Source organism: Teichococcus deserti (assembly GCF_001982615.1).
Taxonomy (GTDB): Bacteria; Pseudomonadota; Alphaproteobacteria; order Acetobacterales; family Acetobacteraceae; genus Pseudoroseomonas; species Pseudoroseomonas deserti.
The window spans coordinates 19,191-39,888 of sequence record NZ_MLCO01000024.1 but is presented as its reverse complement, the minus strand read 5'-3'; the positions used below and the strand labels follow the sequence as shown (position 1 = coordinate 39,888).

Genomic DNA, 20,698 nt, shown 5'->3' with positions numbered 1-20,698 from the left:
GGGCTGCGGCGGGGGAGGCGGCCAGGGCATAGACGCGGATGCCCTCCTGCCGGTGGCTGACGCGCAGCAGGCCGAAATGCTGCAGGCTTTCCAGCGCCCGCGTCGTCGCCTGGGAAAAGCCGCCCCAGCCGTTGATCGCCCGCTGCTTGCCGAAGGCGGCCTCCAGCATGCGCGGATGGCAGGGGCCCTGGGCGCGGACGAAATCCAGCACCTCGGCGGCCAGGCCCTGCGGCAGGTGGCGGCCATCTTCCGCCGCGGCGTCGTGGCGCGGATGCAGCAGCGCCTGGGTCGCCGGCGGCATGAAGCCATAGGCGTGCAGAAAATCCTCCTCCAGGCCGAGGCGAGGGAAGCGGCGCTCCAGCTGCCCGGCGCGATAGCCGCGCACCCGGTGGCGCAGGATCAGGTCCTGCGCCCGGGCCGGGGCGCGGATCGGATCGGCCTGGACGAAGCCCAGCCTTGCGATGGTGGCGGCAAGCTCGTCCAGCCCGCCCAGCGTTGCCCGCCGCGCCTGGGCGCGCAGCCAGCCGAGATCGCGCTGCGTCACGCCGGCCGGTCCTCGCCGGCGAAGGGGAAGAGATGCCAATAAGGTTTGGCGGCGGCGCGGATGCGGGCAATGGAGGGGCACGCCTCCAGCCGGTCCAGATAGCTTTGCACCTTGGGGAAGCGGCCGCGCAGGGGATGCGTCCAGCTGGCATAGAACAGCGCGGGGGAGGCGGCGCAGTCGGCGAGCGAGAAGTCTGCCCCTGCCGCCCAGCCGGTGGCGGGGAGCGAATCCTCCAGCCAGGCATAGGCGGTGTCGAGCCGGGCGCGGGCCTGCGCCACGCCATGCGGGTCGCGTTTCTCCGGCGGGCGCAGGCTTTCGAAGACGATCGCCTGCTGCGGCGCCATGACATAGTTGTCGAAGACGCGGTCGAGGAAGCGGATCGGCAGCGCCGCCTTCGGATCGGCCGGCAGCAGCTGGTGGTCGCCGGCGCGCAGGCCGAGATGCTCGATGATGACGCTGGATTCGCGGATCAGTTCGTCGCCGTCCTGCAGCAGCGGCATATGCGCGATCGGCCACAGACGAGAAAATTCGGCGCCGTTCTCCGGCGTCTCCGGGCTCATCAGCCGCCATTCGAAGGGGACCGACAGTTCTTCCAGGGCGATCAGCGCCTTCTGGCAATAGCTGGACAGCGGATGGCCATAGAAGAGCAGCGACATGGCAGCCTCCCGGATTCCTTTTCCACCCCAGGGCTCGCCGGGATCGCGCCGCGGCGCAACCCCCTATCCGCCAGCTTTACCCCCCGGTCAGCGCCCGCACGATGGCGCGCACCTCCTCGGGCGGGATCAGCGCGGCGCTGGCCAGGTTGTGGATCATGACGCCCTCGATCATGGCGTCCAGGGCGCGGGCCTGGGCGGGGGTGAAATGCGCCTCCAGCGCCTCGCGGCTCTGCGCCATCCAGCCGCTCATCAGCCCGGCATGGTCCGGGTGGCGAGTGGACCAGGCATAGAGCTCGAAGATCTGCGTCATGGTGCCGCGGCCGCCCCAGGGGCCGTTGCAGATCAGCGCCACCACCGCCTCCCGCGCCGCGGCGATGTCGGGGGCGGCGCGCAGGGTCGCGCGGTAATCCTCGGCGATTCGGCCGGAGAGCAGGGCGAAGGCCTCGGCCAGCAGGGAATCGATGCCGTCGAAATGATAGGTCATCGAGCCCAGCGGCACGTCGGCGGCCTCGGCGACGCGGCGATGGGTGCAGCCGGCGACGCCATGCTCGGCGATCACCGACAGCGCCGCCTCGATGATGCGCGCCCGCCGTTCCGGATCGTGCCGCCGCTTCCGCTCCATGCCAGCCCCTCTTGACGCGTTAGGTACGTTCGTACACATGAAGCGTACGTTTGTACGTAAGCATCGGTTGGACAGGATACCGCGTCAATGGACGGCAACATCGGACAGGGTCTGGCCCGGCGGCGGGCGGCGCTCTGCGCCTTCTTCCTGCTGCAGGGCATCGCCATGGCCTCCTGGGTGACGCGGACGCCGGCGATCCGCGACGCGCTGGGCGCCTCGGTCGCCGAGATGGGGATGGTGCTGCTCGGCCTGGCCGTCGGCTCGATGACCGGCATCCTGGCGGCCGGGCGGCTGGTGACGCTCTGGGGCACGCGGCGGCTGGCGCTGCTGGGCCTGGCGTTGATCGTCGCCTCGCTGGCGGTGATGGCGGCGGGCGTCGCGGCGGGCTGGGCGCCGCTGGTGGCGGCCGGGCTGCTCTGCTTCGGGCTGGGCATGGGGCTGGCCGAGATCGCGGTGAATGTCGAGGGCGCCGAGGTCGAGCGGCTGACGGCCCGCCCGCTGCTGCATGCGCTGCACGGCTTCTTCAGCCTGGGCACCGTGGCCGGCGCGCTGCTGGGCATCGGGCTGACGGCGGTGGATTTCCCGGTGCCCTGGCACCTGCTGCTGGTGATGGCGGGGTCCATCCCGGTGCTGCTGGCCTATCGCGACGCCATCCCGGCGAGGCTTGGGATGGCCGAGCGGCGGGACGCGGCGCCGACAACGGAGGCGCCGAAACCGGAAAGCAAGCTGCTGCTGATCGGCCTGGTCGTGCTGGCCATGGCCCTGGCCGAGGGCGCCGCCAATGACTGGCTGCCGCTGCTGATGGTCGACGAGCACGGGCTGAGCCCGACCCATGGCTCGCTGGTCTTCCTGGGCTTCGCGGCCGCCATGACGGCCGGCCGCTTCGGCGGCGGCGCCTTCCTGCGCCGGCATGGCCCGGCCGCGGTGCTGCGGGCTAGCGCGCTGCTGGCCGCCCTCGGCCTGGCGCTGGTGATTTTTGCGACCAACCCGGTGCTGGCGGGCGCCGCGGGGCTGCTCTGGGGGCTGGGGGCGGCGCTGGGCTTTCCGGTCGCGCTCTCGGCCGCCGGGCAGAGCGGGCCGGACCCGGCCGCCCGCGTCCGCGTGGTGGCGACGGCGGGCTATGTCGCCTTCCTGGTCGGCCCGCCGCTGCTCGGCTTCGTCGGCGAGGAATTCGGGCTGCGCCGCGCCATGCTGCTGGTGCTGGCCCTGGTGCTGGTGGCGGCGGTGGTGGCCCCGGCGGCCCGGCCTTCCGCGCTGCGCCGCTGAGATTACCCGTTGATCGGCGCGCGCTTCCGGTCCATGCCGGCAGCGCGTTCGCCACAGGCCCCGATGCTCGAGCTCGTCGATATCACCCGCAGCTTCCGCGTCGGCCCCGGCACCATGCCGATCCTGCGCGGCGTCACCCTGCGGCTGGAGGCCGGGCAGCTGGTCTCCATCATGGGCGGCTCGGGCTCCGGCAAGTCGACGCTGATGAACATCATCGGCCTGCTCGACAAGCCGACGGGGGGCGAATACCGGATCGACGGCCAGGACGTGCTGCAGGCCGAGGCCCGCGCCCTGTCGCGGCTGCGCAACCGGCTGATCGGCTTCGTCTTCCAGTCCTTTTTCCTGCTGCCGCGGCTGAATGCCTGGCGCAACGTGGCGCTCCCCTTGCAGTATCGCGGCCTGCCGGAGGCCGAGGCCAAGCGCCGCGCCATCGCCATGCTGGGGCGGGTGGGGCTCGCCGACCGGGTCGAGCATATGCCGGCCATGCTGTCGGGCGGGCAGAAGCAGCGCGTCGCCATCGCCCGCGCCCTGGTGGGGGAGCCCGCGGTGGTGCTGGCCGACGAGCCCACCGGCGCCCTCGACCCCAAGGTCAGCCAGGAGATCATGGCGCTGTTCCTGGCGCTGAAGCGCGAGCTGAACGTGCTGATCCTGATCATCACCCATGACCCCGGCGTCGCCGCGCAATGCGAGCGGCGGCTGCTGCTGGCGGAGGGCACCATCGCCGAGCAGCCGCCATGCTGAGCCGCGTCGTCGTCGAGGCCGCGGCCAACCTGGTCGCCTCCCGCCAGCGCTCGGCGCTGGCCTTGCTCGGCATCCTGATCGGCGCGGCGGCGGTGATCGCCATGCTGAACATCGGCGCCATCGCCCGCAACGAGACGGTGCGGCAGTTCCGCCAGCTGGGCACCGACGTGCTGACCTTGCGGGTCGATGCGCCCAGCGGCCTCGGCAGCTTCCGCCTGGCCGATGTCGAGGCGGTGCCGCAGGAAATCCCGGCGGTGCTCGACATCGCCCCCTTCGTGCTGGGCGGCGCCACGCTGCTGCATGAGGGCATGACGGGGATGGGCACGCAGCTCGGCGTCACGGCCAGCTTCGCCTCGGTGGCGCGGCTCCGGCTGCGCGAAGGCCGCTTCATCTCGGCGCATGACCGCTTCGAGCTCTACATCGTGCTGGGCGCCGGCCTGGCGCAGCAGCTCTCCGCCCCCTATGCGCCGGTCCGCGTCGGGTCGCAGCTGCGCCAGGGGCGCTATGTCTTCACCGTCATCGGCATCCTGGAGCCGGTGCTGCAGAGCCCGATGATGCCGGTCGATGTCGACGGCACGGCCTTCGTCTCGATCGCCAATATGCGCCGGCTGATGCCCGACCCGCAGCTGTCCATGGCGGTGGCGCGCATCCATCCCGAGGCCGATCCGGGGGCGGTGATGGCCGCCCTGCAGCGCTCCTTCGCGCCGAAGCTGCGCGACGCCACCCTGTCGCTGCAAAGCGCGAAGCAGCTGCTGGCCGGGATGCAGGGGCAGATGCAGCTCTTCACCCTGCTGCTGGGCACGGTGGGGGGGATCGCCCTGGTGCTCGGCGGCGTCGGGGTGATGAACATCATGCTGGTCTCGGTCGCCGAGCGGAAGCGCGAGATCGGCGTGCGGCTGGCGATCGGCGCCGCACCCGGCGACATCCGCCTGCTGTTCCTGGCCGAGGCGGTCATCCTGTCGCTGGCCGGCGGCGCGCTGGGCGTGCTGCTGGGGCTGGGTGGTGCCTATGCCTTCGCCGGCGCCTCAGGCTGGCAATACATCTTCTCGCCGAGCGCCGCGCCGCTCGGCGCCGGGGTCTCGGTCGCGGTCGGCATCTTCTTCGGCTTCTACCCGGCGGTCATGGCCGCGCGGCTGGACCCGATCGAGGCGCTGCGCTCGGAGTGACCCCGCCTGCTTCCCGCGGTGCGAGCGTGATCGGCGGGTCGCCGGTGGGCGTCGCGATCGGCGGCACCGGGAAGGCGCCGGGCGGGAAGGCCATGTCGGGGACGATCGGCGGCGCGCGCAGCACCGCCGGCTCGGCGCAGCCGGCCAGGACCAATGCCGCCAATGCTATCGTCGCCCGCATGACTGCCTCCGTTCGCCGGCCAGACATGCCCGCATTCGCCGTGGCCGGCAATGATACGCCGGGCGAAAGCGCCATTGCATCCGGGGTGCCGGGAATGGGATACCGATGCCTCGCGGCGCTGGCCCGCGCGGGGAGATCCACCTTGTCGATGCGGCTGCCGGGCGTGCTGTGCGCCCTGCTCGTCCTGATGCCCGGCATCGTCCAGGGGCAGACCGCGCGACAGACGGCGGGCCAGGGGTCCGCCCAGGTAGCCCGCCGCCCGCCGCCCGAGGCGGTGCCGATGACCCTGCCGGAAGCGGTCTTCCTCGGCCTGCGCAGCAACCGCGCCATCCGCAGCGAATACCTGCAGCGCATCGCCGACCGCTTCGCCCTCCATGTCGCCGAAAGCAGCTTCACCCCCCGCCTGTCCATCGCCGGCAGCGCGACCCGCGGCCGCACCGCCGGCGTCAGCGGCACCCAGCTCAGCCTGGGGCCGGTGGTCACCGTCGACACGCCGACCGGCGCGCGCTTCACCATGTCCTGGCTGGCCAGCCAGACCAACACGCGCGGCACCGATTCCGTCGCCCCCTCGCAGCTCGGCCTTCAGGTGATCCAGCCGCTGCTGGCCGGTGGCGGCATCGACTATGCCCTGGCGCCGCGCCGCATCGCCCGCATCGCCGAGCGCAACGCCCAGCTGCGCCTGAAGGGCCAGGTGATCGAGCAGGTCAGCCAGATCGTCACCGCCTATCGCGCCCTGCTGCAGGCGCAGGAGCAAAGCCGCATCGCCGAGGAGAGCCTGAAGCGGGCGCGCGAGCTGGTCGAGGTCAACCGCCTGCTGATCGCCGCCGGCCGCCTGGCGCAGATCGAGCTGGTGCAGTCGGAGGCCGCCATTGCCCAGCAGGAGCTGTCGCTGGTCGCCGCCGGCAACGGCAGCGAGGCGGCGCGGCTGGCCCTGCTGGCGCTGATGGGCATCGACCCGGGGTCGCGCATCTGGGCCAGCGAGCGGCCCAGCGCCCCCTCGGTCCGGGTCGAGATGGACCGGGCGCTGGCCACCGCCTATGCCACCCAGCCGGCCTATCTCGGCCAGCTTCTGACCATCGAGATCAACCGCATCAACCTGGACGTCGCGCGCAACCAGCGGCTGTGGGACGTCTCCGCCGTCGCCGGCATCGGCCAGCAGGCCAGCCGCACCCAGCTGATGGAAACGATCGGCGCGCTCAGCACCGTGCGCTCCGACTTCAACCTCGGCCTGCAGGTGAACATCCCGATCGGCTATCCGTCGCGCGAGCAGCTCGAGGTCAATGCCGGCGTCGCGCTGCGCCAGTCGGAGCTGGCCGCCGACCAGGCGCGCGACAATGTCCGCGTCCAGGTCGAGAATGCCGTGCGCGGCATCGAGGCGCAGCGCCGCCAGGCCGAGCTCGCCCGCCGCGCCCGCGAGCTGGCGCAGCAGCAGCTGGAGGCCGAGCTGCTGCGGCTGCAGGCCGGGCGGTCGAGCAACTTCCAGGTGGTCTCCTTCCAGAGCGCGCTGCAGCAGGCGGAGAGCACCGAGCTCGGCGCCGTCATCGCCTATCTCAACGCGCTGACCACCATGGACCAGGTGCTGGGCACCACGCTGGACACCTGGCGCATCACCCTGAACGAGCCGTGACCCTGTTCCACGATGATCTGGCCTTCACGGATCTGGCGCGCCATGCCGCGCTGCTGACCGGCTGCGCGCGTGCTTTCCTGTTCGCGGGCGGCGCCGCCGGTCCGGTTTCCTTCGGCGAGACCGCTGCCGATGACGGCGATTTCGCGGCGCGCGTCCTGGCCGAGGGCTTCGTCGAGGAGGCCGCGCCGCAGTTGCGCGCCGGCCTGCGGCTGCAGGCGGAGGGCGGCGTGGCGCTCGGCGCCCTCTGCGTCGCCGACGGGGTTTCGCGCGCGCTGACTGCGGCGCAGCGCGCCGAATTGCAGGCGCTGGCCCGGCGCGCGGCGGAGACGCTGGCGGCGCAGGGCGCGCTGGACCGGCTGGACCTCGATTTCAACGCGGCGCTGGACAGCCTGTCCGACGGCATCGTGACCATCGGCGGCGGCGGCGCCTTGCGCGCCATCAACGCCGCCGCGGCGACGATGCTGGGCGTGACGCCGGACGCCGCCCTCGGCGCGACACTGGAAGAAATCCTGCCGGAGGAGGGGGGCGACGCGCTGCTCGACGCCATCCTGGCGCCGATGGATGCCGAGGCCGTGCCGGCGCGCCAGGTCGTCGGCTTCCAGGGCCGGCGCCTCGCCGTGCAGAGCCGCGCCTATCGCCTGCGCATCGGCCCCGAGGCCGGGCGGCTGGCGATCACCGCCTCGCTCGCCGATGTCACCGAGACCGAGCGCCTGGCCGAGGCCGAGGCGGCGCTCGCCCGCGACCTGGCCGAGCAGCACCGCAAGCTGCAAAGCGCCTATCTGCAGCTGGAGCAGTCGGCGACGCGGATCCGCGAGACCTCCCGCCGCATCCGCGCGACGCGGCTGGCCGGTATCGCCGGGCTGGCGCTGCTGCTGGGAGGGCTTGCCGCCTACAGCCTGTGGCCGGCCGCCGACTGGGGCGCCGGCGAGACGGTGGCGGCGGAAGCCGGGCTGACCCTGCAGCCGCAGCCCGTCTCGTCGCGCATCGCGGTGGTCGGGCTGCTCGATGCCGGCTCGCTGGTCAGCGTCGTGGGACCCTTCGACGGGCTCGTGCAGCAGCGGCTGTTCCGCTATGGCGGCCAGGTCGAGCGCGGCGCGCCGCTGCTGCAACTGGACCTGAAGGACGTCGAGGTCCGCCTGCGCGAGGCCCGCAGCGCCGAGATCCGCGCCCGCCAGAAGGTCGCCGAGCTGCGCGGCTGGGACAGCGGCTTCGAGGTCGCCCGCGCCCGCCGCGCCGTCGCCGCCGCCCAGCTGGAATCCTCCGACCTCGCCGCCCGCGCGGCGCAGACCCGGCTGCTGCTGTCGCGCGGCATCATCGCCGCCGACGAGCATCGCGCGCTGGTCCAGCAGCAGCGCAACCAGCAGCTGCAGCTGCAGGCGGCGCAGAACGACCTGGAATCGACGCTGGCCCGCGGCGACGCCCAGACCTTGCGCGTCGCCGAGCTGGAGCTGGCCAATGCCGAGGCCAAGGTCGCCGAGCTGGAGACCGACCTGGCCCAGGCGACGGTGCGCGCGCCGGTCTCCGGCGTGGTGCTGATGCCGCCCGAGCCCGCGGGCGGCGGACGCCGCGCCGAGACCATCGAGGTCGGCTCCCGCGTGTCGCGCGGCCAGACCATGTTCACCATCGGCGCGCTGGAAAGCTTCCAGGTGCGGGCGCTGGTCGACGAGATCGACGTCAACAAGGTGCGCGTCGGCCAGGCGGTGGCGGTGACCGGCGACGCCTTCGGCGGCATCACGCTGGAGGGGCGCGTCACCGCCGTCGCCGCCCAGGCCGGCGGCGACGGCGGCGGCCGCGGCACCATGCCGAGCTTCCCGGTCACCGTCGCCATCGAAGGCATCTCGCCCGAGCAGCGCCGCCAGCTGGCGGTCGGCATGTCGGCCAGCCTGTCGATCATCACCTACGACAAGCCCGACGGCTATGTCGCGCCGCCGCACTACGTCCATCTCGACGGCGCGGGGCAACGCGTGATCCGGCTGCGCCGCGAGGGGGCGGTGCGCGAGGTGCCGGTGGAGCTGGGGATCTCGACGCCGGAGGGGATCGAGCTGCGTGGGGCGTTGCGGCCGGGGGATGTGGCGCTGCCGTAGAGGGGCCGGGCGCCTCCGCGGTGATCGGGCGGGGTCAGGCTAGCGGCGGGCCCGCCGTCACCTCAACCCCGCGGCAGCGCGTCCCGCTGCGTCGACGGCCTCGCATGCACCGTCAGCGTGCCCGCGCTGGCCAGCGCGTCGAGCAGCAATTCGCGCAGCAGGCGGATGTCGCGGATGCGGCCGAAGCTCGGACGGTGGACCAGGGCCAGCTGCCGCTCGGGCGAGCTGCCATGGACCAGGCGGTAGGCCACCATGTCGTCGAGCAGAGAACCGACCTGCACCGCCAGCTGCGGCAGCAGCGAGCAGCCCAGCCCGTGGCCGATCATCTGCCGCAGCGTCTCCAGGCTGGCCGCCTGGCGCCCGCCCTGGACCACGCCGCGCCCGCCGCGCAGCGCCTGCGGGCAGCAGGCCAGCGCCTGCTCGCGCAGGCAATGGCCCTCGCTCAGCAGGATCAGGTCGTCGACCGGCAGGTCGGCCAGCTCGACGCGCTCGACCGCGGCCAGCGGATGGTCGCGCGGCACCGCCAGCACCAGCGCCTCGCGGAACAGCGGCAGCGTGGTCAAAGCCGGGTCTTCCAGCGGCGTGCTGGCGATCACCGCATCCAGCTCGCCGGCTTCCAGGGCGTGGATCAGCGGGCGGGTCATGCCCTCGGTCAGCACCAGCTGCAGCTTCGGGTAGCGGGCGCGCATCGGCGCCAGCAGCAGCGGCAGCAGATAGGGGCCGAGGGTGGCGATCACCCCCAGCCGGAAGGTCCCGGTCAGCGGCTCGGCGGCGGCCTGGGCCAGCTCCCCCAGCCGGCGGGCCTCGGCCAGGATGACGCGGGCCTGGGCCACCAGCGGCTCGCCGGCGGGGGTGACCAGCACGCCGCGGGCGCCGCGCTCGAACAGGGCGACGCCCAGCGTCTCCTCCAGCTTGCGCAGCTGGGCGCTCAGCGTCGGCTGGCTGACGTTGCGCGATTGCGCCGCCTTGCCGAAATGCAGGAACTCGGCGACGGCGACGACATAGTCGAGGTCGCGGATATTCAGGCCTGCCAGATTCATGGTCGCGAGGAGTCCCGGGGGCCATCGCGAATCGCGGCGGCGCTCGGGGCGGATTATGCCCTGGCCTAGGCCGGGCGCGAAGCGGTCGCCGTCGCCTGGGGTGCCGTGGCGACGGCCGGGCCCAGAATGCCGCCCGGGGCGGTCGTCATCATCAGGGTGACGACGGCGGCCAGCAGCAGCAGGGTGCGGATCATGGCGGGGCTCCTTTCGCGCTCGATGGCGATGGGCTGATCCTCGGGCGGAAGCGGGGGCAGGGCCATGCGATGGGCTCTATCGCCGCGATAGGCGCGGCCTCTGGCGCGGCTGGCCGCTTCGGGGGATGCTGGCCGAGAGGGGGAAATCGCATGACCAGGACAGCAGCGCCCGCCGCCGGCGGCGCGGCGCGATGACGATCGCCCCGCGGAGCCCGGCCTTCGCGCCCTTCGCCATCCGCAGCTACCGCTTCCAGTGGTCGGCCGACCTGATGACCTCCTGGGCCTTCGAGATGGAGACCCTGATCCTCGGCTGGTACATCATCGTGCAGACCGAGTCGGTGCTGCTGGTCACGCTCTTCGGCTCGCTGCAGTTTTTGGGAACCCTGGTGGCGCCGCTCTTCGGGCTGCTGGGGGATGCGATCGGCCATCGCCGCGTGCTGGCGGCGATGCGGCTGGCCTATGCGGCGATCGCCGCCGTGCTGGCCGTGCTGGCATTGACCGACAATTTGACGCCGCTGCTGGTGCTGGTCGGCGCCGGCATCGCGGGGATGATCCGCCCTTCCGACATGGGCATCCGCAACGTGCTGATCGGCGAGACCATGCCCGACGACCGGCTGATGAGCGCGGTCAGCCTGTCGCGCATCACCACCGATTCCGCCCGCGTGGTCGGCGCCCTGGCCGGGGCCGGCACCGTGCTGGCCCTGGGCATGGGCCAGGCCTATCTGGCCGTCGTCGGCTGCTACCTGGCCGGGCTGCTGCTGACTTTCGGCATCGAGGTGCCGGCCCGCGCCGCGCCGCCGATCGGGCGCAAGGCGACGCCGCTGGCGGATCTCGCCGAGGCCGCCCGCGCCGTCTGGCAGGCGCCGCCGCAGCTGGCCGCCATGCTGATGGCCTTCCTGGTCAACCTGACCTGCTACCCCTTCACCCTGGGCCTGCTGCCCTATGTGGCGCGCGACGTCTATGGCAGCAGCCAGGCGGGGCTCGGCTACCTGGTGGCGGCGGTCGGGGCGGGCAGCATCCTGGCCTCGCTGCTGCTCAGCGCCATGGGCAGCCGGGTGAAGCCGGCGCGGATGATGCTGGTCTTCAGCATCGCCTGGCACGGGCTGGTCATCCTGTTCGGCCAGGTGCCGAGCCTCGCCGGCGGGCTGGTGGTGCTGCCGCTGATCGGGGTGGCGCAGATGCTCTGCACCCTGCCGATGTCGGTGCTGCTGCTGCGCGGCGCGCCGCCCGGGCTGCGCGGGCGGATCATGGGGATGCGGACGCTCGCCATCTATGGCCTGCCGGTCGGGCTGCTGGCCTCCGGCCCGCTGATCGGCGGCATCGGCTTCCCGGCGACCACGGCGCTGTATGGCGGGGCGGGGATGGTCGCGACGCTGGCGGTGCTGGTCTTCTGGCGCCGCCACCTCTGGCCGGAGGCGGCGCCCGGGAACCACGGCTGATCAGACCTTCGCTTTCTCCAGCGCGCGGGCGGCGCGCAGCACCAGCGCCTCGCCGAACATGGGCCCCACCACCTGCAGCCCGACCGGCAGCTTGCCCACGGTCGCGCACGGCACCGAGATGGCCGGCTGGCGGCTGAGGTTGAAGGGCCAGGTGAAGGGCGTCCAGTCGTACCAGTCGGGGAAGCGCGTCTTGTCCGGCGTGTTCACCCCGGCGGCGAAGGGCAGCAACGGCAGGGTCGGCGTCACCAGCAGGTCGTGGCTCTGGTGGAAACGCTGCATCGCCTGGCCATGCGCCCGCGCCGCATCCTGCGCCCGCTGCAGGGTTGCCGCCGTCAGCTCCTGCGCCGAGACCACCAGCTCCAGCAGCTCGGGCTCGATGGTCTGCAGCCCGGCGCCGTCGACCGGGGCCAGGGTGGCGGCGAAGGCGGCGCGCCAGATGACGTCGAGCGGCCCACGCAGCGGGGTGAGGTCGAGGTCCACCTCGGTCAGCACCGCGCCGGCCCGGCCCAGCGCCTGAACCCCGGCCTCGAAGGCATCGGCGACCGCGGGGTCGACCACGCCGCGGAAGCCCAGGTTGCGGGAGACGGCGATGCGCAGCCCCGCCACGCCCTTTTCCGCCTCGGCCAGGTAATCGACGGCCGGCGCCGGCGCCGCGAAGGAATCGCGGGCATCGGGGGCGGCGATCAGCCGGGTCAGCAGGGCGGTGTCGGCGACGTCGCGGGTCATGCCGCCGAAGACGCCCAGCCAGCCCAGCGGCGCCGGCGCATGCGGCACCAGCCCGTAGCTGGGCTTCAGCCCGACCACGCCGCAGAAGCCGGCCGGAATGCGGATCGAGCCGCCGCCATCGCCGCCGGTCGCGATCGGCACCACCCCCGCCGCCACCAGCGCCGCCGAGCCGCCGCTGGACCCGCCCGGGGTCAGCGCTGTGTCATGCGGGTTGCGGGTGACGCCGGAGACCGGGCCATGGGTGATGCCCTTCCAGCCATATTCCGGCGTGGTGGTCTTGCAGAAGAAGACGGCGCCGGCCTCGCGCAGCCGGGCGATGCCGGGGGAATCCTCGGTGGCCGGCCTGTCGCTGCTGGTGGCCGAGCCATAGCGCGTCGGCCAGCCGATGACATGGCCGGTGTCCTTGATCGCCACGGGCACGCCGTCCAGCGGGCCGATCGGCCGGCCCTCGCGCCAGCGCTGCGCCGAGGCCTCGGCCATGCGGCGGCCGGTGGCGGCGTCGAGCAGCGCGACGGCGTTCAGGTCGCGCGCGCCCTCGAGCCGTTCGAGAGTTTGTTCCAGCACCTCCACCGGCGAAAGGCTGCCTTTGCGGAAGCTCTCGACCAGGGCGATGGCACTGAGAGAAGCCTCATGCACGGCGGATGTTCCAGAAGGTGGCAAAGCCGTCGAGCATGCCGGTCAGGTTGGCGGCATGCGCCGTCGGCTGCTCCCATTGCCCCAGCGGGTAATAGGGCGCGTCCTGCACCGCCTGGCGCTGGATGTCCTGGCAGATGCGCTGCTGCGCCGGCAGGTCGGGGGCGTCGAACCAGGCGCTGCGCAGCTGCTCGATGCGCGGGCTGTCGGGCCAGCCGAACCAGCCGCTCTGCCCCTGGGCCCGCAGCACGAAATGCCCGCCGGGATTGAGCAGGTCGCTGCCGGTGAAGGCGGTGAAGAAGACGCTCCAGCCGCCCTGGTCGACCGAGCCGCGGTTGGAGCGGCGCGGCGTCATGCTGGCCCAGTCGATGCTCTGCAGATCGACGTTCAACCCGCATTTCTTCATCTGGTCGGCGCAGACCAGCGCCATGGTGTTGATGCTGGGGAAATCGGCCGGGGCCAGCACCACCACCCGCTCGCCCTTGTAGCCGGCGGCGAGGATTTCTTTCTTGACCTTGTCGTAGTCGCGCGGGCCCTTCAGCACCTCCAGCCCGACATCGCTGGCCATCGGCGTGCCGGGGCAGAAGAAGCCGATGCCGTCATGGAACAGCGAAGGCTCGTCGCCGACGATGCCCTGCATCACCGAGGCCTGGTCCAGCGCGCCCCAGAAGGCGCGGCGGATCGCCGGGTTGTCGAAGGGCGGCTGGGTGTGGTTGGCGCGCATCACGCCGATCCAGCCCGTGCGGTCGGTCACCGCGACGCGCAGGTTGCGCCGCGCCCGCAGCGTCTTCAGCAGGTCGAGCGAGGCCAGCTCCCACCAATCCTGCTCGCCGGTCATCAGCGCGGCCGAGGCGGTGGAGGCGTCGGGGATCGTGGTCCATTCGACGCGGTCGAAATGCGTGACCTTCGGCCCGGCGGTCCAGTCCGGCGTGCCGCCCTCGCGCGGGACATAGCGGTCGAAGCGGGCATAGACGTTGCGCGCGCCCTGCAGCCGCTCATCGGCCAGGTAGCGATAGGGGCCGGAGCCCACCATCTCGGTGATCGGCTTGCCCAGGTCGCTCTCGGCCAGGCGGGCCGGCATCATGGCGCACATCGGCGCCGCCGTCTTGCCCAGCGCATAGGCCAGCAGCGGGAAGGGCTTCTTCAGGCGGAAGCGGATGGTGCGGTCGTCGGGGGCTTCGAGCGCGTCGGTCGCCTCCAGCAGGGCGGCGCCCAGCGCGTCCTTCGCCATCCAGCGGCGGATCGAGGCGACGCAATCCCGCGCGGTCACCTTTTCCCCGTCATGCCACAGCAGCCCGTCGCGCAGGGTGATGTCCCACTGCTTGCCGTCGGCGGCGATGACGTGCCCGGCGGCCATCTGCGGCTGCGCGGCGAAATTGCCGTCCAGCCCGTAGAGCGTGTCGAAGACCATGTAGCCATGGTTCCGCGTCACGTAGAAGGAGGCGAAGGTCGGGTCGAGGATCGCCAGATCCACCTGCGGGATGAAGCGCAGCACCCGGGCGGGCGCGGCGCGGACCGAGGGCGCGGACAGGCCAGCTGCGAGGCTGGTGGCGAGGAGGTGGCGGCGGCGGATCATCGGCAAGGCGCTCCATTCTGCGACGGGGCGGGCAACGGCATTTCCTGGCGTCATTGCAGGGGCTTGCGCGGCAGGGGGCAAGCGATGAAGACTGCGGGTCCCCGCAGTTTTCGTCGCAGCAGAGGAGGGGTGCGATGCAGCGCCGGCTGCCCTCGCTGATGGCGCTGCAGGCCTTCGAGGCCTCGGCCCGTCTGCAAAGCTTCGCCGAGGCCGGCCGCGCCTGCTGCCTGACCCCCGGCGCCATCAGCCGCCAGGTGCGGCTGCTGGAAGGCGACCTGGGCACCCTGCTGCTGCGGCGCGAGGCCGGGCGGCTGGCGCTGACCGCCGATGGCGCGACCTATCTGAAGGAGATCGCGCCGGCCCTGGCGCGGATCGACCGCGCCTCGGCCCGGGTGGCGCGGCAGGGCGAGGCGGCCTCGCTGCATGTCACCACGCTGCCCGGCTTCGGCGCCGTCTGGCTGATGCCGCGCCATGCCGGCTTCGTCGCCGCGCATCCGAAGATCCGGCTGAACCTCTATACCCGCACCGAGGATGTCGATTTCGCGCGGCACCCTTTCGACGCCGCCATCTATTTCAACAGCGCCCCGCCGCCCGAGCTGATCGCCGACAGGCTGCTGGTCGAGGAGCAGGTGGCGGTCTGCCACCCGCGCCTGCGCCCGCCCGGCCCGCGCCCGGCGCTCCAGGCGCTGTCGAAGCTGCCGCTGATCCACCATCTGGACCGCCCGGCGGCCTGGGAGGATTGGCTGGCCGATCTCGGCGCCGCGACGCCCGAGCTGCGGCACGGCCCCGGCTTCCAGCACGCGCCGCTGATGGCCGAGGCCGCCGGCGCCGGGCTGGGCCTTGCGCTGATCCCGCGCTTCCTGGTGGAGGACGACCTGGCCACCGGCCGTCTGGTCGCCCCCTTCGCCCATCTCGGGGTCAGCCGCCGCACCTATTGGCTGACCTATCCGCCGTCGCATGGCCAGTCGCGCCCGCTGCAGGCCTTTCGTCAGTGGCTGCTGGCGGAGATGCGCGCCGGCGCCGCAACCTCCCGGAGCCCGTCATGAAAATCTCCTTCTACGCCCATGCCAGCTTCCGGCTCGAGGCCGATGGCCTGGCTGTCGTCACCGACCCCTATGCCCCGGCGCGCAGCGGCTTCGCGCCGATCGACGAGCCGGCCGATCTCGTCATCATGAGCTCGGCCACCGACGACTTCCATTCGGACCCCAGCCACGTCCAGGGCTCGCCGACGGTCGTCAACGCGCTGGAATTGCCGCCCGAGGGGATCGAGGCGCTGGGCCTGCGCATCCGCGGCTTCCCCGCCTATGAAAGCCTGACCTTCGACTACCAGGCCGCCGCCGGCCGCGACCCGGACGCCAATGCGCTGTACCACTTCACCCTGGGCGGCCTGCGGGTGCTGCATATGGGCGACATCGGCAATCCGGTCGCGCCCGAGCATCTGGCGGCGCTGGCCGGGCAGGTCGATATCCTGCTGGCGCTGACCGGCGAGCACGCCACCATCGCCCTCGACGACCTGGACAAGGCCATCGCCGCCCTCCGGCCGCGCGTCGTCATCCCGATGCACTACTACAGCCCGCGCGGCGTGCTGCCGATCGAGCCGGTCGAGCGCTTCACCAGCCGCCTGCCGCCGGCTTCCGTCACCTTCGTCGGCGGGTCGAGCCTGGAGCTGACGCCGGAAACCCTGCCGGGCGATGCGCCGCATGTCTTCGTGCTGGAACAGTCGCGATAACGTGCGGCCTGCGAGGGCCGGCGCCGCTTGCCGGAATCGCTGTCGCCCGCTCCATTCCGCGCATAACGGCTCGAGATCGGTGATGACGACACGGCGCATCCTGTTCCGCCTGGCGGCGGCTTCCTTCCTGGCGACCCCCTTCGCCGCCGCCGCGCAGGAGCGCCTGGGCCTGGCCGAGCGCCGCGCCATCGCCGCCTACCGCAAGGACAGCTATCCGGCGATCGAGCAGGGCATCCAGCAGGCCGCCGGCTTCCCGGTGCGCGGCATGTGAGCGATGCCAGCGTCGACCTGATCGGCGAGGGCTTTGACGCCGCGCTGCGCATCGCCGTGCTGGAGGATTCTTCCCTCGTCGCCCGGCGGCTCTGCCCGATGACGCGGCAGATCGTGGCGGCGCCGGGCTATCTGGCGCGCTATGGCAGACCGCAGCATCCCGGCGGGCTCGCCGCGCATCACTGCCTGGGCTATGCCTACCGGACGCGGGGCAACGTTTGGCGCTTCACTGGCCCGGCGGGCGAGGTGCAGGCCATCTCGCCTTCTGGCCCGCTGCGGGTGACTAATGTCGATGCGCTGCTGCCGACCCTGCTGGAGAGGATGGGCATCGCCGAGCTGCCGGAATTCATCGCCGCCGAGCATCTTACAGCGGGCAGGCTGGAGGCGCTGCTGCCGGAATGGCAACTCGCCCCCGGCGGCTGTATTTCGTCACGCCAACCACGCGGAACCGGCCCGCCAAGGTCGAGGCGCTCGGCGACTTCCTGGCCGAGCGGCTGTCGCGGCGGCGTTGGGAGGATGGCTCCGCGTGACAGAGCAGGGGGCTCCTGCTCGAGGAGCCATGCTGGACGCCCGGCTCGATCCTATATCCGGCCTTCTGCCACGAGTTCTCGAGTACGCTTGAGCGTCGACAATAGCGCGGCCTTGTAACCTGCTTCGCTGTCGAACTGCGCCTGTTCTGCCTGTTCCTCGATCCCGTTGGATGCTCTGCCGCGGAGACCGAGATAGCAGTAGAAGCGAAGATGCAGCGCGCCCCGTGCGTCCTCGAACAGCTCGTTGATGATGGCGCCTTCCCGCGGGCCGGTGGCCTGGAAGAAGGTCACCTTGTGCTCCGGCTCTAAGGCGATGATCTCGCGCAGTGCGATGCCGCTGATCACCGCCTCCCGGACGATATGGGTAGCGCCTTCCTCGACGACATTGCCGCGCGTGCAGAGACCGGGCGGCAGGAAGGCGCGGGCGTCGCGCGCTTTGAGGACGAGGCCCGACCAGGCCTGGGCACGGGTCAGCCGGGTCATGCCGTCCGGGTTAACCGGGACGGTCGCGGTCGAGTAGATCATGGGATGGGTCCTGTCGAAGCGTTCTGAAGGTCAGGTCAGCTGCGCAGCGGACGGCCCAGCCGGGCGGTCAGGCGCTCGACGTCTCCAGCCTGGGGCAGCATGCCCTCCGTAGCGAAGCGCTCCGCCATCAGGCGCATGTCGTAAGCCATCCAGCGGGGCATAAGTCGTTGGAGATTGGCTTCAAACCCAGCGGTGTCTTCGCCGGGATAGGCGATGCTGCGGCCGCTAACGGCGTCCGCTTCTAAGAACGTGCTGCCGCGATCAATACGGGCGGGATCCGTCGAAGCCAGCGGTTGAAGACCTGAAGCCAGATGTCCGCTTCTGCCCGGCCAGGCCTGAATACCTGCCAGTCCGCTGTCGGCCAGCTTCGGTCTCCCGTCGAAACCGAAGGCTCTGCGCCGGTTCCTCTTCAGCGGCGCTCTATACCGCCGCTGGCGGCGATCCCACTCCACCGCTCCGTCTCGGCCGCCAGGATCGTTGCTGCCTGCTCAGAACTCTGGCCGCCGGGTACTGCACCCAGATCGTCCAGGAACTGGAGCATATCCGGCTCCGCCAACGCGGCCCGCATGGCCGAGGTCAGCTTGTCCACGATGGCGTCAGGCGTGCCGTGCGGCGCGGCCAGCCCGTACCAGGCATTGGCCTCGAAACCCGGCAGCCCGGCCTCGGCGAAGGTTGGCGCCTGCGGCAGTGCCGCCACCCGTGCGGCGCCGCTGATGGCCAGCGGCCGCAGGTCGCCGGACTGCAGACTGCCCAGCGCAGAGGCGACGGACACCATCACCATCTGTACCGTTCCGCTTAGTACCGCCAGCACAGCTTCGTTGGCGCCGCGGAACGGCACGTGGAATAGCTCGACGCCCGCCGCGCGCTGGAAGGCCAGTGTGTTGAAGTGCGGCACGCTGCCGTTGCCGCCAGTGCCGTAGGCGACCGTATCCGGCTTGGCGCGCGCCGTCGCGATCAGCGCCTGCAGGTCCGCATAGGGCGCATCCCGCTTCACGCCCAGGAACAGCGGCGCGAAGGCGGTAATGGAGATGAGCCGGAAGGCCTTAGCATGGTCAAAGGGTAGTTGGCTGAACAGGTAGGGCAGCGTGGCATAGGCATTGTCGAGCGCCAGCAGCGTGTGCCCGTCGGGTGCCGCGCGGGCGACCTCCGCCGCCGCGATGCTGCCGGTGCCCCCGGCCTTGTTCTCGATCACTACAGGCTGGCCGAGGCTGGCGGAGAGCTTCTGACCCAGCTTGCGCGCAATGACATCGACGCCACCGCCCGGCGACCACCCCACCAGCACGCGGATGGGGCGTGTGGGATAGGCGCCCTGCGCCAGCGCGGGACGGGCCAGCATCGGCAGGGATGCGGCACCGCCCAGCAGCAGGCGGCGAGACAGGAGGGGCAGCGTCATGACTGCGTCTCCTGGCTGGCGAGCGCGCGCGGGGTGATCCGGCGTTCCGCCAGGATGGCGTTGCCGCTCTCTTCCAGCAGGCCGCAGCCGCCCGCGATCGACCACCACAGGTGGTCGGCCCGCTGCACGATCAGCCCTTCGAGGCTGCGGGTCAGGAGTTCGCCTTCCGCAGAATGGGACAGCGCGATGTGCATCACCTCCTCCGGCAACCCGACCGCCAGGCAGATGTGGGCGCCGTAGGCCGGGTGGCGGAGGGAAGGCAGCCCGGCGCGGCTGGGGTCGGCCTCCCAGCGGGCGCAGTTCGCCGGGTCGAACTCCCAGGGCTTGCCGACGTCGTGCAGCAGGCCGCCTGCCAGCACCAAGTCCCGTTCGATCCGGGCTTCGGGGAAGCGGGCGGCAAAGTCGTCGGCGATGGCCAGCGCGATGCGGGTGACGCCACGCAGGTGCTCCACCTGGCTGCCGCGGCGCAGCCGGAACGTGCCCGGGTTGGCCTCCCCCGGCAGGTCACGGACACGCTCGAAGCTGCTTTCCGCCAGGGCATAGGCCCAGGCTTCGACGCATTTCGCCCGCAGCTCCGAATGGGTGATCTCAGTGATCTCGGGCAGATCTTCCAGCACGCTGTCGCGCAGCGCCTGGGTGATCTGCCGACGTGGCCGCCGGTCGAGAAAATACATGGTTTGCTTCCTCCGGGCCCTCTTGCGCCTCGGCGGGCGCGGGGTCTCGGCCGGATCTTGCACGCCCTGCATCCATGGCTTCAAATGTGTTGTGGGACATCATGCATGAGCTGGGGTTATGCTTCTCTCGGTACGGGAACTCGACGTGTTCCGCCATGTCATGGAGCGCGGCAGTATCACCGGGGCGGCGCGGGCGCTGCACATCACCCAACCCGCCGTAAGCAAGATGCTGCAGCAGGCCGAGACCCGGCTGGGCTTCAGCCTGTTCCTGCGGGACGGTCGCACCCTGAGGCCGACGGCGGAAGCCCAGGCGCTGTTTCCGGAAACGCTGAGCGCCTTCGCCGCCATCGATGTGGTGCAGCGCCTGGCCGGTGCGCTGCAAGGCGGCGTGGCGGGTGCGCTGAGCATCGCGGTGATCCCGTCTATAGCCAACAGCATCATGCCGGTGGCGATCACCCGCTTCCGCAAGCAGTTGCCGGAGGTCGCCGTTATCTTGCACGCCGTTCCCGCGCCTGAGGTGGTCCGGTTGGTCGAGGATCACCGCGTCGAGCTGGGCGCCGTCATCGGGCCAGTGGGTGGACGGCAGGTCGTCGTTAGTGACACCTGCGTCACGGAACTGGCTTGCCTGATGCCAGACGACCATCCCCTGGCAGTTCGCCAAGCTGTACGACCAGAAGACCTGCAGCCCTGGCCGCTGATCGCTTCGAGCGGCAACTGGCCGCTGGGCGCACAGTTGAACGTCGTCTTCGCGGACGCCAACGTGCCGCTGAAGATCGCCGTCACTGTCGATCACGCGACGGTGGCCGGAGGGCTGGTCCGATCCGGTGCGGGTGTCGCCCTGCTCGACAGGTTCGGGCTCCTCAGTGCGCAGGAACCTGGGCTGCTGGCGCGGCCGCTGCTTCCCACCACGGCCAGCACAGCACGTATTCTGCTTCCCAGGTTCCGCCCCGTTTCCCGCCAAGCCGCGACATTCCGGCAGGTACTGGTAGAGGTCGCGATGGAGGCAGGCATTGCCTTCAGCCAATCAGGCAGACGGTAGTCCACATCATGCAGGCAGGTTGAGCGGGCTGCCCAAAGGAGGT

Annotated in this window: 21 protein-coding genes and 1 pseudogene; 12 read left to right on the top strand and 10 right to left on the bottom strand. The window is 71.6% G+C overall.

Features of this window, described 5'->3' with window-relative positions; all coding sequences use genetic code 11:
- The 3 genes from BKE38_RS03960 to BKE38_RS03950 form a co-directional block, all read right to left on the bottom strand.
- A partial coding sequence (locus BKE38_RS03960; RefSeq protein WP_207553481.1) for a DNA glycosylase AlkZ-like family protein occupies window positions 1–544 on the bottom strand: 544 nt, incomplete at its 3' end.
- Window positions 541–1,200 (bottom strand): glutathione S-transferase family protein, encoded by a 660-nt coding sequence (locus BKE38_RS03955; RefSeq protein ID WP_076956067.1) that lies wholly within the window; start codon window positions 1,198–1,200, stop codon window positions 541–543. The genes BKE38_RS03960 and BKE38_RS03955, both read right to left, overlap by 4 nt.
- A 76-nt stretch (window positions 1,201–1,276) precedes the next feature.
- Window positions 1,277–1,822, bottom strand: coding sequence for a TetR/AcrR family transcriptional regulator (locus BKE38_RS03950; protein WP_076956066.1), 546 nt, complete (start codon window positions 1,820–1,822; stop codon window positions 1,277–1,279).
- Window positions 1,823–1,909: 87 nt separating this feature from the next.
- Here BKE38_RS03950 and BKE38_RS03945 point away from each other — a divergent pair, with 87 nt between their 5' ends.
- The 5 genes from BKE38_RS03945 (at window position 1,910) to BKE38_RS03925 (ending at window position 8,887) form a co-directional block, all read left to right on the top strand.
- Window positions 1,910–3,088 carry an MFS transporter gene (locus BKE38_RS03945; RefSeq protein ID WP_083747283.1) on the top strand — a complete coding sequence of 393 codons (1,179 nt, stop codon included), beginning with the start codon at window positions 1,910–1,912 and terminating at the stop codon, window positions 3,086–3,088.
- Between the two features lie 63 nt (window positions 3,089–3,151).
- Complete coding sequence (locus tag BKE38_RS03940; RefSeq protein WP_106409125.1) at window positions 3,152–3,829, top strand: ABC transporter ATP-binding protein; 678 nt, start codon at window positions 3,152–3,154, stop codon at window positions 3,827–3,829.
- Window positions 3,823–4,995 carry an ABC transporter permease gene (locus tag BKE38_RS03935; RefSeq protein ID WP_076956065.1) on the top strand — a complete coding sequence of 391 codons (1,173 nt, stop codon included), beginning with the start codon at window positions 3,823–3,825 and terminating at the stop codon, window positions 4,993–4,995. The genes BKE38_RS03940 and BKE38_RS03935 overlap by 7 nt, the downstream gene beginning before the upstream one ends.
- A 323-nt stretch (window positions 4,996–5,318) precedes the next feature.
- Window positions 5,319–6,803, top strand: a complete 1,485-nt coding sequence (locus BKE38_RS03930; RefSeq protein ID WP_165694103.1) for a TolC family protein — start codon at window positions 5,319–5,321, stop codon at window positions 6,801–6,803.
- On the top strand, window positions 6,800–8,887 hold the full coding sequence (locus tag BKE38_RS03925; protein WP_076956063.1) for a PAS domain-containing protein: 2,088 nt from the start codon (window positions 6,800–6,802) through the stop codon (window positions 8,885–8,887). Before BKE38_RS03930 ends, BKE38_RS03925 begins: the two co-directional genes overlap by 4 nt.
- A gap of 62 nt (window positions 8,888–8,949) precedes the next feature.
- Here the strand turns inward: BKE38_RS03925 and BKE38_RS03920 are convergent, their stop codons facing one another.
- A complete protein-coding gene (locus BKE38_RS03920; protein ID WP_076956062.1) occupies window positions 8,950–9,927 on the bottom strand; it encodes a LysR substrate-binding domain-containing protein in 978 nt (325 codons plus the stop codon).
- A 65-nt stretch (window positions 9,928–9,992) separates the two neighbouring features.
- The gene (locus BKE38_RS33590; protein ID WP_278247602.1) at window positions 9,993–10,121 is read right to left on the bottom strand and encodes a hypothetical protein; all 129 of its coding nucleotides are present in this window, start codon (window positions 10,119–10,121) and stop codon (window positions 9,993–9,995) included.
- 191 nt (window positions 10,122–10,312) lie between these two features.
- Here BKE38_RS33590 and BKE38_RS03910 point away from each other — a divergent pair, with 191 nt between their 5' ends.
- On the top strand, window positions 10,313–11,560 hold the full coding sequence (locus tag BKE38_RS03910; protein ID WP_076956068.1) for an MFS transporter: 1,248 nt from the start codon (window positions 10,313–10,315) through the stop codon (window positions 11,558–11,560).
- On the opposite strand, the gene BKE38_RS03905 is transcribed toward BKE38_RS03910, so the two are convergent.
- Together BKE38_RS03905 and BKE38_RS03900 are read right to left on the bottom strand one after the other, a co-directional pair.
- Window positions 11,561–12,922: an amidase gene (locus BKE38_RS03905; protein ID WP_165694102.1), complete on the bottom strand. Its 1,362-nt coding sequence runs from the start codon at window positions 12,920–12,922 to the stop codon at window positions 11,561–11,563.
- Window positions 12,915–14,492, bottom strand: coding sequence for an ABC transporter substrate-binding protein (locus BKE38_RS03900; protein ID WP_076956069.1), 1,578 nt, complete (start codon window positions 14,490–14,492; stop codon window positions 12,915–12,917). Before BKE38_RS03900 ends, BKE38_RS03905 begins: the two co-directional genes overlap by 8 nt.
- Before the next feature lie 137 nt (window positions 14,493–14,629).
- Between BKE38_RS03900 and BKE38_RS03895 the strand changes: the two genes are divergently transcribed.
- The 5 genes and pseudogenes from BKE38_RS03895 (at window position 14,630) to BKE38_RS33585 (ending at window position 17,024) form a co-directional block, all read left to right on the top strand.
- The gene (locus BKE38_RS03895) at window positions 14,630–15,541 is read left to right on the top strand and encodes a LysR substrate-binding domain-containing protein (protein WP_076956059.1); all 912 of its coding nucleotides are present in this window, start codon (window positions 14,630–14,632) and stop codon (window positions 15,539–15,541) included.
- Window positions 15,538–16,224: an MBL fold metallo-hydrolase gene (locus BKE38_RS03890; protein ID WP_076956058.1), complete on the top strand. Its 687-nt coding sequence runs from the start codon at window positions 15,538–15,540 to the stop codon at window positions 16,222–16,224. The genes BKE38_RS03895 and BKE38_RS03890 overlap by 4 nt, the downstream gene beginning before the upstream one ends.
- An 82-nt stretch (window positions 16,225–16,306) precedes the next feature.
- Window positions 16,307–16,495, top strand: a complete 189-nt coding sequence (locus BKE38_RS32765) for a hypothetical protein (RefSeq protein WP_076956057.1) — start codon at window positions 16,307–16,309, stop codon at window positions 16,493–16,495.
- A pseudogene (locus BKE38_RS33780) lies at window positions 16,492–16,845 on the top strand (substrate binding domain-containing protein); the annotation flags it as partial. The gene BKE38_RS32765 and the pseudogene BKE38_RS33780, both read left to right, overlap by 4 nt.
- Before the next feature lie 47 nt (window positions 16,846–16,892).
- Entirely contained in the window at window positions 16,893–17,024 is a 132-nt protein-coding gene (locus tag BKE38_RS33585; RefSeq protein WP_278247601.1) for a hypothetical protein, read from the top strand.
- 51 nt (window positions 17,025–17,075) lie between these two features.
- Here BKE38_RS33585 and BKE38_RS03875 read toward each other — a convergent pair whose 3' ends face one another.
- The 3 genes from BKE38_RS03875 to BKE38_RS03860 form a co-directional block, all read right to left on the bottom strand.
- Window positions 17,076–17,549 (bottom strand): AtaL-like protein, encoded by a 474-nt coding sequence (locus tag BKE38_RS03875; RefSeq protein ID WP_076956055.1) that lies wholly within the window; start codon window positions 17,547–17,549, stop codon window positions 17,076–17,078.
- A 409-nt stretch (window positions 17,550–17,958) separates the two neighbouring features.
- The gene (locus BKE38_RS03865) at window positions 17,959–18,942 is read right to left on the bottom strand and encodes a Bug family tripartite tricarboxylate transporter substrate binding protein (protein ID WP_076956054.1); all 984 of its coding nucleotides are present in this window, start codon (window positions 18,940–18,942) and stop codon (window positions 17,959–17,961) included.
- Window positions 18,939–19,616, bottom strand: a complete 678-nt coding sequence (locus BKE38_RS03860) for an HD domain-containing protein (protein WP_076956053.1) — start codon at window positions 19,614–19,616, stop codon at window positions 18,939–18,941. Before BKE38_RS03860 ends, BKE38_RS03865 begins: the two co-directional genes overlap by 4 nt.
- A 118-nt stretch (window positions 19,617–19,734) precedes the next feature.
- On the opposite strand from BKE38_RS03860, the gene BKE38_RS03855 reads away from it, so the two are divergent.
- Window positions 19,735–20,655, top strand: coding sequence for a LysR family transcriptional regulator (locus BKE38_RS03855; protein ID WP_076956052.1), 921 nt, complete (start codon window positions 19,735–19,737; stop codon window positions 20,653–20,655).
- Window positions 20,656–20,698 lie beyond the last annotated feature (43 nt).

Excerpts from the sequence above, each read along its gene's own strand:
- BKE38_RS32765 (WP_076956057.1), top strand. The coding sequence starts at position 16,307 with ATGACGACACGGCGCATCCTGTTCCGCCTGGCGGCGGCTTCCTTCCTG.
- BKE38_RS03940 (WP_106409125.1), top strand. The coding sequence starts at position 3,152 with ATGCTCGAGCTCGTCGATATCACCCGCAGCTTCCGCGTCGGCCCCGGC.
- BKE38_RS03855 (WP_076956052.1), top strand. The coding sequence starts at position 19,735 with ATGCTTCTCTCGGTACGGGAACTCGACGTGTTCCGCCATGTCATGGAG.
- BKE38_RS03950 (WP_076956066.1), bottom strand. The coding sequence starts at position 1,822 with ATGGAGCGGAAGCGGCGGCACGATCCGGAACGGCGGGCGCGCATCATC.
- BKE38_RS33585 (WP_278247601.1), top strand. The coding sequence starts at position 16,893 with ATGGCAACTCGCCCCCGGCGGCTGTATTTCGTCACGCCAACCACGCGG.
- BKE38_RS03890 (WP_076956058.1), top strand. The coding sequence starts at position 15,538 with ATGAAAATCTCCTTCTACGCCCATGCCAGCTTCCGGCTCGAGGCCGAT.
- BKE38_RS03945 (WP_083747283.1), top strand. The coding sequence starts at position 1,910 with ATGGACGGCAACATCGGACAGGGTCTGGCCCGGCGGCGGGCGGCGCTC.
- BKE38_RS03920 (WP_076956062.1), bottom strand. The coding sequence starts at position 9,927 with ATGAATCTGGCAGGCCTGAATATCCGCGACCTCGACTATGTCGTCGCC.
- BKE38_RS03935 (WP_076956065.1), top strand. The coding sequence starts at position 3,823 with ATGCTGAGCCGCGTCGTCGTCGAGGCCGCGGCCAACCTGGTCGCCTCC.
- BKE38_RS03865 (WP_076956054.1), bottom strand. The coding sequence starts at position 18,942 with ATGACGCTGCCCCTCCTGTCTCGCCGCCTGCTGCTGGGCGGTGCCGCA.
- BKE38_RS03910 (WP_076956068.1), top strand. The coding sequence starts at position 10,313 with ATGACGATCGCCCCGCGGAGCCCGGCCTTCGCGCCCTTCGCCATCCGC.
- BKE38_RS03895 (WP_076956059.1), top strand. The coding sequence starts at position 14,630 with ATGCAGCGCCGGCTGCCCTCGCTGATGGCGCTGCAGGCCTTCGAGGCC.
- BKE38_RS03860 (WP_076956053.1), bottom strand. The coding sequence starts at position 19,616 with ATGTATTTTCTCGACCGGCGGCCACGTCGGCAGATCACCCAGGCGCTG.
- BKE38_RS03955 (WP_076956067.1), bottom strand. The coding sequence starts at position 1,200 with ATGTCGCTGCTCTTCTATGGCCATCCGCTGTCCAGCTATTGCCAGAAG.
- BKE38_RS33590 (WP_278247602.1), bottom strand. The coding sequence starts at position 10,121 with ATGATCCGCACCCTGCTGCTGCTGGCCGCCGTCGTCACCCTGATGATG.
- BKE38_RS03875 (WP_076956055.1), bottom strand. The coding sequence starts at position 17,549 with ATGATCTACTCGACCGCGACCGTCCCGGTTAACCCGGACGGCATGACC.